Annotated in this window: 10 protein-coding genes and 1 pseudogene; 10 read left to right on the top strand and 1 reads right to left on the bottom strand. The window is 67.6% G+C overall.

Annotation, left to right across the window (positions count from 1 at the left end; translation table 11 throughout):
- Positions 1-350: pseudogene (locus HUV01_RS09500) on the bottom strand (biopolymer transporter ExbB); the annotation flags it as partial.
- Positions 351-558: 208 nt separating this feature from the next.
- Here HUV01_RS09500 and flgB point away from each other — a divergent pair.
- From flgB to HUV01_RS09450, 10 genes are all read left to right on the top strand, one after another.
- Complete coding sequence (gene flgB / locus HUV01_RS09495; RefSeq protein WP_174298038.1) at positions 559-921, top strand: flagellar basal body rod protein FlgB; 363 nt, start codon at positions 559-561, stop codon at positions 919-921.
- A 1-nt stretch (position 922) separates the two neighbouring features.
- Positions 923-1,333 carry a flagellar basal body rod protein FlgC gene (flgC, locus tag HUV01_RS09490; protein ID WP_174298037.1) on the top strand — a complete coding sequence of 137 codons (411 nt, stop codon included), beginning with the start codon at positions 923-925 and terminating at the stop codon, positions 1,331-1,333.
- 2 nt (positions 1,334-1,335) lie between these two features.
- The gene (locus tag HUV01_RS09485; RefSeq protein WP_174298036.1) at positions 1,336-2,043 is read left to right on the top strand and encodes a flagellar hook assembly protein FlgD; all 708 of its coding nucleotides are present in this window, start codon (positions 1,336-1,338) and stop codon (positions 2,041-2,043) included.
- A 25-nt stretch (positions 2,044-2,068) separates the two neighbouring features.
- On the top strand, positions 2,069-3,331 hold the full coding sequence (locus HUV01_RS09480) for a flagellar hook protein FlgE (RefSeq protein WP_174298035.1): 1,263 nt from the start codon (positions 2,069-2,071) through the stop codon (positions 3,329-3,331).
- Positions 3,332-3,365: 34 nt separating this feature from the next.
- Positions 3,366-4,109 (top strand): flagellar basal body rod protein FlgF, encoded by a 744-nt coding sequence (locus HUV01_RS09475; protein WP_174298034.1) that lies wholly within the window; start codon positions 3,366-3,368, stop codon positions 4,107-4,109.
- Positions 4,110-4,206: 97 nt separating this feature from the next.
- Positions 4,207-4,995 (top strand): flagellar basal-body rod protein FlgG, encoded by a 789-nt coding sequence (gene flgG, locus HUV01_RS09470; protein WP_174298033.1) that lies wholly within the window; start codon positions 4,207-4,209, stop codon positions 4,993-4,995.
- A gap of 41 nt (positions 4,996-5,036) precedes the next feature.
- Positions 5,037-5,732: a flagellar basal body L-ring protein FlgH gene (locus tag HUV01_RS09465; RefSeq protein ID WP_174298032.1), complete on the top strand. Its 696-nt coding sequence runs from the start codon at positions 5,037-5,039 to the stop codon at positions 5,730-5,732.
- A gap of 92 nt (positions 5,733-5,824) precedes the next feature.
- Positions 5,825-6,928: a flagellar basal body P-ring protein FlgI gene (locus HUV01_RS09460; RefSeq protein ID WP_174298031.1), complete on the top strand. Its 1,104-nt coding sequence runs from the start codon at positions 5,825-5,827 to the stop codon at positions 6,926-6,928.
- Positions 6,925-7,254, top strand: coding sequence for a rod-binding protein (locus tag HUV01_RS15180; protein WP_254606532.1), 330 nt, complete (start codon positions 6,925-6,927; stop codon positions 7,252-7,254). Before HUV01_RS09460 ends, HUV01_RS15180 begins: the two co-directional genes overlap by 4 nt.
- On the top strand, positions 7,251-8,147 hold an 897-nt coding region (locus HUV01_RS09450; RefSeq protein WP_217430970.1), incomplete at its 3' end, for a FlgK family flagellar hook-associated protein. The genes HUV01_RS15180 and HUV01_RS09450, both read left to right, overlap by 4 nt.

Genomic DNA, 8,147 nt, shown 5'->3' with positions numbered 1-8,147 from the left:
TCCGCGGCGGCGCAGTACCGCTCGACCCGCGCCTGGCGACGCTGCTCCAGCCGCTGCGCCACCATGCCGGGCGCGTGACCGTCGACGATGTCCGCCACCGCGCCGGCGAGATCGGGATCGGCGAGGACCGTCCGGTCGAGCGCCATGACGCCGTGGCGCTGTGCGATCCGCGACAGTGCGGCCACCTGATCCAGCAGCGGCTGCGCGTCGAAGGGCACGCGCGACATGGCGGCAAGCGCGCGGACCCCACGCACGAGGTCGGCGCGCGGCGTCCGCAGGACCGCGGCCAGCAGCGTGCCGCCGAGCACGAGCACGAGCGCGACGGGGTCAAGGAAGGAGGCGGGCGTCATCGCCTTCGTTGATGCAAGCTGCGGGCCAGTCGCGCATCTACCCACTCAACCAAACCGGATGGAACCGGCAGCCTTGCCGCCGGCCGGCAAGCACTTGCCGCCTCCGGTTGCCGCTCCGACCGTCCCGGACGTCCGCCCGGCCTTGAAGAGCGACTGGCACGGTCATTGCTGCGGTGTCGTCGGATCAACGTTCGGGGACCAATTGCAGGTGGCACAGGACAGCCTGTTCGGCATTCACGCGGCGGCACTGGAAGTGCGCTCGCAGCGCATGGGGCTGCTGGCGTCGAACATCGCCAACGCCTCCACGCCCGGGTTCAAGGCGAAGGACCTCGATTTCCAGTCGACGTTGTCGGCGGTCGAGCAGAGCGCGGACGCCGGCGGCGCCAGCGACGGGGCGATCCGCTCGGCGACCCGATACCGCCTGCCGACCGGCCCCAGCCTCGACGGCAACACCGTCGAGCTCAACGCGGAGCAGACCGCCTTTGCCGAGAACGCGGTCCAGTACCAGACGACGCTGTCGTTCCTGAACGGCCGCATCGGCCAGATCACCCGCGCGCTGAAGGGAGAATAGCATGGCCGACACGCCGATCAGCATCTTCCAGGTCGCCGGTCGCGCGATGAGCGCGCAGCTGACGCGCATGAACACCACCGCGTCCAACCTCGCCAACGCCGGCCAAGTCTCGGGCTCCGAAGCCACCGCCTATCACTCGATGAAGCCCGTCTTCCGCACGAGCTACGACAAGGCGAGCGGCATGGCGACGGTCGACGTCGAGAACGTCGTATCGTCGGGCGAGGCCGCGACCAAGCGGTACGATCCCGCCAACCCGGTCGCCGACAAGGACGGCAACGTGTTCGAGGCCGCCGTCGACGAGACGCGGGAGCTGGTCGACATGATGGAGACCGCGCGCGGCTACCAGAACAACGTCGAGGTGATGAACACGGCGAAATCCCTGATCCTCGACACCCTCAAGATGGGCCGCTGACCATGACCACCACCGCCGCTACTTCGTCGTTCGACTCGACGCTCGCGAGCCTCGGCATCGCACGCTCGGGCGCCACCGCAGCGACCGCCACCGCCGCCACGTCGAGCGGCAGCACGACGCTCGGCCAGTCCGATTTCCTGAAGCTGATGACCGCTCAGTTGCAGAACCAGGATCCGTTCAGTCCGGTCGACAACACGCAGATGGTCGCGCAGATGGCGCAGTTCTCCAGCGTGTCGGGCATCGCCCAGATGAACACGACGCTGTCGGGCATCGCGACCAAATTGGGCGCGACGAGCACGTCGGACGCGCTGGGCTATGTCGGCAAGTCGGTGCTGACGCAGGGATCGACCGCCTATGCGCGCACGGCGGGCGGCATCGCCGGCGCGGTGGAGCTGGATGCCGCGGCCACCGATGTGCGCGTGACGATCGCGGACGCCGGCGGCAACACGCTCAAGACGCTGTCGCTCGGCGCGCAGAAGGCCGGCACCACCAGCTACGACTGGAACGGCACCACCGACGCCGGCGCGGCCGCGGGTGACGGACCGTTCACCGTCTCGGTCGCCGCACAGGACGGCGGCAGCACCGTCGTCAGCCGCAGCCTCGTCTGGGCACCCGTGAGTTCGGTTTCGCTGCCGACCGGCGGCACCCCTTCGCTCAACGTCACCGGCCTCGGCCCGGTCGACGTCTCCGCCGTCCGCCAGGTCGGCTGAACCCCAGCTTCAAAGGAGTATTCGCATGACCTTCTACACCTCGCTGAGCGGCCTTCAGGCGGCGCAGACCGACATGTCGGTCATCAGCCACAATCTCGCCAACGTCGCCACCACCGGCTTCAAGAAGAGCCGCTCGCAGTTTGCCGACGTGATCGCGTCCAATCTCACCTCCAATCCGCGGACGATCGTCGGATCGGGCGTCGTGGTAAAGGAGAACCGTCAGGAGTTCACCGAAGGCAGCCTGACGACAACCGGGTCCGCGCTGGACCTCACCATCTCGGGCGACGGTTTCCTGGCGGTCAAGACCAACGGTAATACGCCGCAGATCGATTACACGCGCAACGGCGCGTTGACGGTGGACACCAACCGCAATGTCGTCGACGCGCAGGGCAGCTTTCTCCAGGTCTATCCGGTCGACACGGACGGCAACCCCACCGCGACCGGGACCGACGGGTTGATGAACCTGACCCTGCCGCAGACCAGCGGCACGCCCAAGGCCACGACCGCGATCTCGCTCGATGTGAACCTGTCTTCCAATTCGACTGTGCCGTCGACCACGACGTTCGATCGAACCGATCCCACTAGCTACAACAACTCCACGGCGACGACCGTTTACGACGCCAACGGCAACGCGGAGACGATGACCAGTTACTACGTCCGCACGCCGTCCACCGGCACCGATGGCTCGAGCAACTGGTCCGTCCACAGCTATCTCGACAGTCAGCCGCTGACGGTCGGCGGATCGAGCGATCCGGTGACGTTGACGTTCGATGCGAAGGGCACGCTCACCGCGCCGACCACCGCGACGAAGTTCGACGCGGTCCAGCCGACCGGCAGCACGACGACCCAGTCGCTCAGCCTCGATCTCGGCGGCTCGACGCAGGTCGCCTCCGCCTTCTCGGTCGCCGCACGCAGCCAGGACGGCAAGGCATCGGGGCAGTTGTCGGGCGTGTCGGTGGACGAGGCGGGCGTCGTGACGGCGACCTTCTCGAACAATGATTCAAAGAAGCTGGGCATGGTGGCGATCGCCAATTTTACCGATCCCACCGGCCTGCGCCAACTCGGCAACAGCTATTGGTCGGCGACCGGCATCTCGGGCGCGGCCAAGCTCGGCTCAGCCAACGAGGCGGGTTTCGGCGGGCTCATAAGCGGCAAGCTGGAGGGCTCGAATGTCGACATCACCGAGGAACTGGTCAACCTGATCGCGGCGCAGCGGGACTTCCAGGCGAACTCGAAGGCGCTGGATACGCAGAGCCAGACCATCGAGACGATCTTCAACATCCGCTAATCGCCAGGAACGCAGGATCTAGCGGAGAACCGGGATGGACAAGCTGGTCTATACGGCGGCGTCGGGCCTCAAGGCGCGGCTCGGCGCGCAGGCAGCGATCGCCAACAACATGGCCAACGCGTCCACCACCGGCTTTCGCGCCGATCGCGCGGTGTTCGACCGGCTGCAGCTCGACGGCCCGGGCTTCGCCGACCGCGCGCCCGCCGGCGAGGAGGTGACCGACTGCGACCGCACGCCCGGCGCGATCCAGCAGACCGGGCGCAACCTCGACGTCGCGGTCACCGGCGCCGCCTGGATCGCGGTGCAGGGGAGCGACGGCAGCGAGGCGTATACTCGCCGCGGCGACCTGGAGGTCGCACCCTCGGGCGTGCTCCAGACCGGCGACGGCTTCCCGGTGATCGGGGGAACTGGGCCGATCACCGTGCCGCCGTACAGTTCCCTCAAGATCACGGGCGACGGCACCATCTCGATCGTGCCGCAGGGCGGCGACCCGAAGAACCCGCAGGTCGTCGACAAGATCAAGCTGGTCAGCACCAAGGGGACGACGACGGTGAAGGGGACGGACAACCTGCTCCACGTCAAGGGCGGCGGCACGCTGCCCGACGACATGGACGCCAAGGTCGAGACGGGGGCCATCGAGGGATCGAACGTCAACATGACGGCCGCGCTCGTCGCGATGATCGAGAACCAGCGCGCCTACGAGGTCGAGGCCAACATGATGAAGTCTGCCAAGGACATGGACGAGAGCGGCGCGTCCACGATGCGGTTGCCGTCGTGACCAACCCCGTTCGTGCTGAGCCTGTCGAAGCACATGCCCGTCGCACGCCCTTCGACAAGCTCAGAGCGAACGGTTTCAGGAACAAGGAAGTGAAAGCATGACCATTGCCGCCATGCACATCGCGCGCACCGGGCTCGACGCCCAGGACATGCGCATGCGGGTGATCTCGAACAATCTCGCCAACGTCAACACGACGGGGTTCAAGAAGGATCGGGCGAACTTCGAGACGCTGACGTACCAGACGGTCACCGATCCCGGCGCGCAGTCGACCGCGGAGACGAAATACGCGACCGGCCTCAATCTCGGCACCGGCGTGAAGATCCAGGGCACGTCGCGGATCGACACCAACGGCACGCTCGCCACGACCGGCAACAGCCTGGACATGGCGCTGGACGGTGACGGCTATTTCCAGGTGCAGCTGCCCGGCGGCCAGCTGGGCTACACGCGCGCCGGCAACTTCAACCGTTCGGCCGAGGGCCTGATGGTCACCAGCGAGGGCTATCAGGTACAGCCCGGCATCACCGTGCCGCAGAACGCGACCGCGGTGACGGTGGGCACCGACGGCACGGTGACGGCGACGATCGCCGGCCAGACGGAGCCATCGACACTGGGCCAGATCCAGGTCGCGAGCTTCCCCAATTCGGCCGGGCTGAAGGCGACGGGCGACAACTATCTCGTCGAGACGGCGGCCAGCGGCGCGGCGACGATGGGTATCGCCGGCCAGGACGGACGCGGCAACGTGCGCCAAGGGATGCTGGAAGGCTCCAACGTCAACGTGGTGGAGGAACTGGTCGACATGATCGAGACGCAGCGCGCCTATGAGGTCAACTCCAAGATGATCCAGGCGAGCGACGACATGCTCAAATACGTCAATCAGAACATCTGATGACAACCAGGGCTGATCGGGTTCGGGCCGGTGGCGTATGGATGAAGCTGGTGCTCGGCGTCGCCGCCATGGGCGTCGCCGTGGCCGCGACGCTGCCCCAGCCGGCGGAGGCGAGGGTCTTCGGCAAGAAGAAACCGCCCGAGGACTTCTCAGTCTCGCGCGCGTCGGCGCTGCCTGCCATGCCGGTCGCCGCGCCCGAAGCGAACGGCGCGATCTTCCAGGCCGTCGGCGGCTATGCCGCGCTGTACGAGGGGAGCCGCGCCAAGCACGTCGGCGATCCACTGACGATCGTGCTGGTCGAGAGGACCGCCGCGTCCAAGTCGTCCAACTCGAAACTTGGATCGTCGGGCGGGTTTGGGATCACGCCGCCCACGACGGGCGCGCTGTCGCTGTTCAACGGTACCGACGCATCCGCAAGCGGCACGCGCAACTTCACCGGCAGCGGTACCGCCGACCAGGCGAACTCGTTGTCGGGCGAGGTGTCGGTCACGATCGCGCAGGTCTATGCCAATGGCACCATGCTGGTGCAGGGGCAGAAGCGCGTGACGCTGAACCGCGGCGACGAATACGTCCGCATCAAGGGTGTGGTCCGCTCCGCCGACATCGACACCGAGAACCGCGTTCTCTCGACCCGAGTCGCCGACGCGCAGATCCAATATACCGGCAAGGGCGACGTCGCGCGCGCCGGGCGGCAGGGCTGGCTCAGCCGGTTCTTCCAGGTGGTGAGCCCGTTCTGATGTATCGGCGGTTTGTTAACCACATGATGCGAGAAAGGGTGACAATGACCGGCCGCCCGATCTCCGCACGCCCCGCGCCTGTCCAAGCCCCAATGGGGAAGGGCCTGATCCGCCTCTTCGTTCTTCTCGCCGGCCTGCTCGTCGCCGCTCCCGCGCAGGCGGATCGAGTGAAGGATCTCGGCGGGTTCCAGGGCATTCGGACCAACCAGCTCACCGGCTATGGTGTCGTCGTCGGGCTGCCGGGGACGGGAGACGACAACCTCGAATATACCGTCCAGAGCCTCAAGGCGGTGGCGAGCCGGTTCGGGCTCCAGCTGCCGCCGGGCGTCAATCCCGGCATGAAGAACGCCGCGGTCGTGCTCGTCACGGCCGAACTGCCGGCGTTCGCCAAGCCCGGACAGCGCCTCGACATCACCGTCGCTTCGATGGGCAAGGCGAAGTCGCTGCGCGGCGGATCGTTGATCCTCACGCCGCTACTGGGCGCGGACGGGCAGATCTATGCGATGGCGCAGGGTAATCTGGCGGTCGGCGGGCTGGGCGCCGACGGTGCGGACGGATCGAAGATCGTCATCAACATCCCCTCCACCGGCCGCATACCGGAAGGTGCCACCGTCGAGCGCACCGTCGCGACCGGCTTTGACACCGCGCCGATGCTGACGTTCAATCTCGCGCGCGCGGACTTCACGACCGCGCAGAGCGTCGCCGCCGCGGTCAACCGCCGGATGGGAGCGGGTTCGGCGGAGGCGGTGGATGCGGTGTCGATCGCGATCAAGGCGCCGCTGGGTGCCGATGTGCGCGCGACGATGATGTCGGCGATCGAGAACCTCGACGTCGCCGCCGCCGAACCCGCCGCGCGCGTGATCGTCAACGCGCGCACCGGCACAGTCGTCATCAACTCCGCCGTGCGGGTCGGCCCCGCGGCGGTGACGCACGGCAAGCTGACCGTCCGTATCGACGAGAAACCGCAGGTGAGCCAGCCCGCCCCGTTGAGCCAGGGCCAGACGGTCGTCACGCCCAACAGCGCCGTCTCCGTGCAGGAGGAGCACCGCCCGATGTTCCTGCTCGCGCCAGGTCCCAAGCTCGCCGACATCGTCAAGGCGGTGAACGCGATCGGCGCATCCCCCGCCGATCTGGTCGCGATCCTAGAGGCGCTGAAGGAAGCGGGTGCGCTCAAGGCCGAGCTGATCGTGCTGTGACCGAACCGCTCTCCCCGATCCAGGGCACCGCCGGCGCGACCGCGCAGGATACCAGCCGACTCAAGTCCAAGGACAATCTGAAGGCGGCGGGCGAGAAGTTCGAGACGGTGTTCACCGGCATGATGCTGAAAAGCATGAGGGCGGCAAAGCTCGCGGACCCGCTGTTCGACAGCAAGGCGATCGACACGTTCAGTGAAATGCAGGACGCGCAGATCACCAGGGAAATGGCGCAGCATACGCCGCTCGGCATCGGGAAGGCCATGACCGACTTCCTGTCGAAATCTCAATCGGATCTTAACCCGGGCGCCGCTACCAAGCACAAATGAGCGACATGCTATCGATCGGCGCAAGTGGCGTGCGGGCGTACCAGACCGCGCTTGGAACCGTGTCCGACAACATCGCGAACGTCGGTACCGCCGGCTACGCACGCCGTTCCACCATGCTTGCGGAGGTGACCGCGGTCAGCGGCAGCCTGTCGCAAGGCAAGGTGCTGGGCAGCAACGGCGTCACGCTGACGGGTATCGGTCGGGTGGCAGACAGCTACAAGGCCGCAGAGGTGCGGACGTCCGCGGCCGATCTCGCGCGGACCGAGACCGGGTCGACCTGGCTCGACCGGGTGCAGACCGCGCTGACCGGCAGCCAGCTGGGCGACCGGCTGACTGGCTTCTTCACCGCCTCCACCACGCTCGCCGCGGATCCGACCGCGTCCGCCGCGCGCTCGACGTTGCTGGAAGCGGGTACGTCGGTGGCCGGGGCGTTCGCGGGAACCGGCCGTGCGCTGGATCAGGTCGCTTCCGATCTCGACGGCACCGCCGACGATGCCGCTGCGAAGCTCGACGCGCTGGGACAGTCGCTGGCCAAGGTCAACGACGGTCTGGACCGTTCCGCGCCGGGCAGCAGCGCCGCCGCGAGCCTCGCCGATCAGCGCGACGCGCTGACCGAGCAGATGAGCGCGATCGCTGATGTGGACGTCCGGAACGATGCGCAGGGCCGCGCGACGGTGCGGCTGGGCGGAGCGTCCGGTCCGGTGTTCGTCGCCGGCGACGACGCGGGCCATGTCACCTATGCGCGCAGCGACGCGGGCGCGGTCTCGTTCGCGATCCACCGCGACGGCGAGACGACCGCGCTCGTCCCGGGTGGCGGCGCGCACGACCCGGTCCCAGTGAAACGCGTCGATGCGGAAGACCGATCCCATTGCGAGCGGCACGCCGTTGCGCAC

It is taken from the genome of Sphingomonas bacterium, from assembly GCF_903643035.1.
Lineage (GTDB): Bacteria > Pseudomonadota > Alphaproteobacteria > Sphingomonadales > Sphingomonadaceae > Sphingomonas.
The sequence above is the reverse complement of the archived record's forward strand: the minus strand, read 5'-3'. Positions and strand labels throughout refer to the sequence as shown.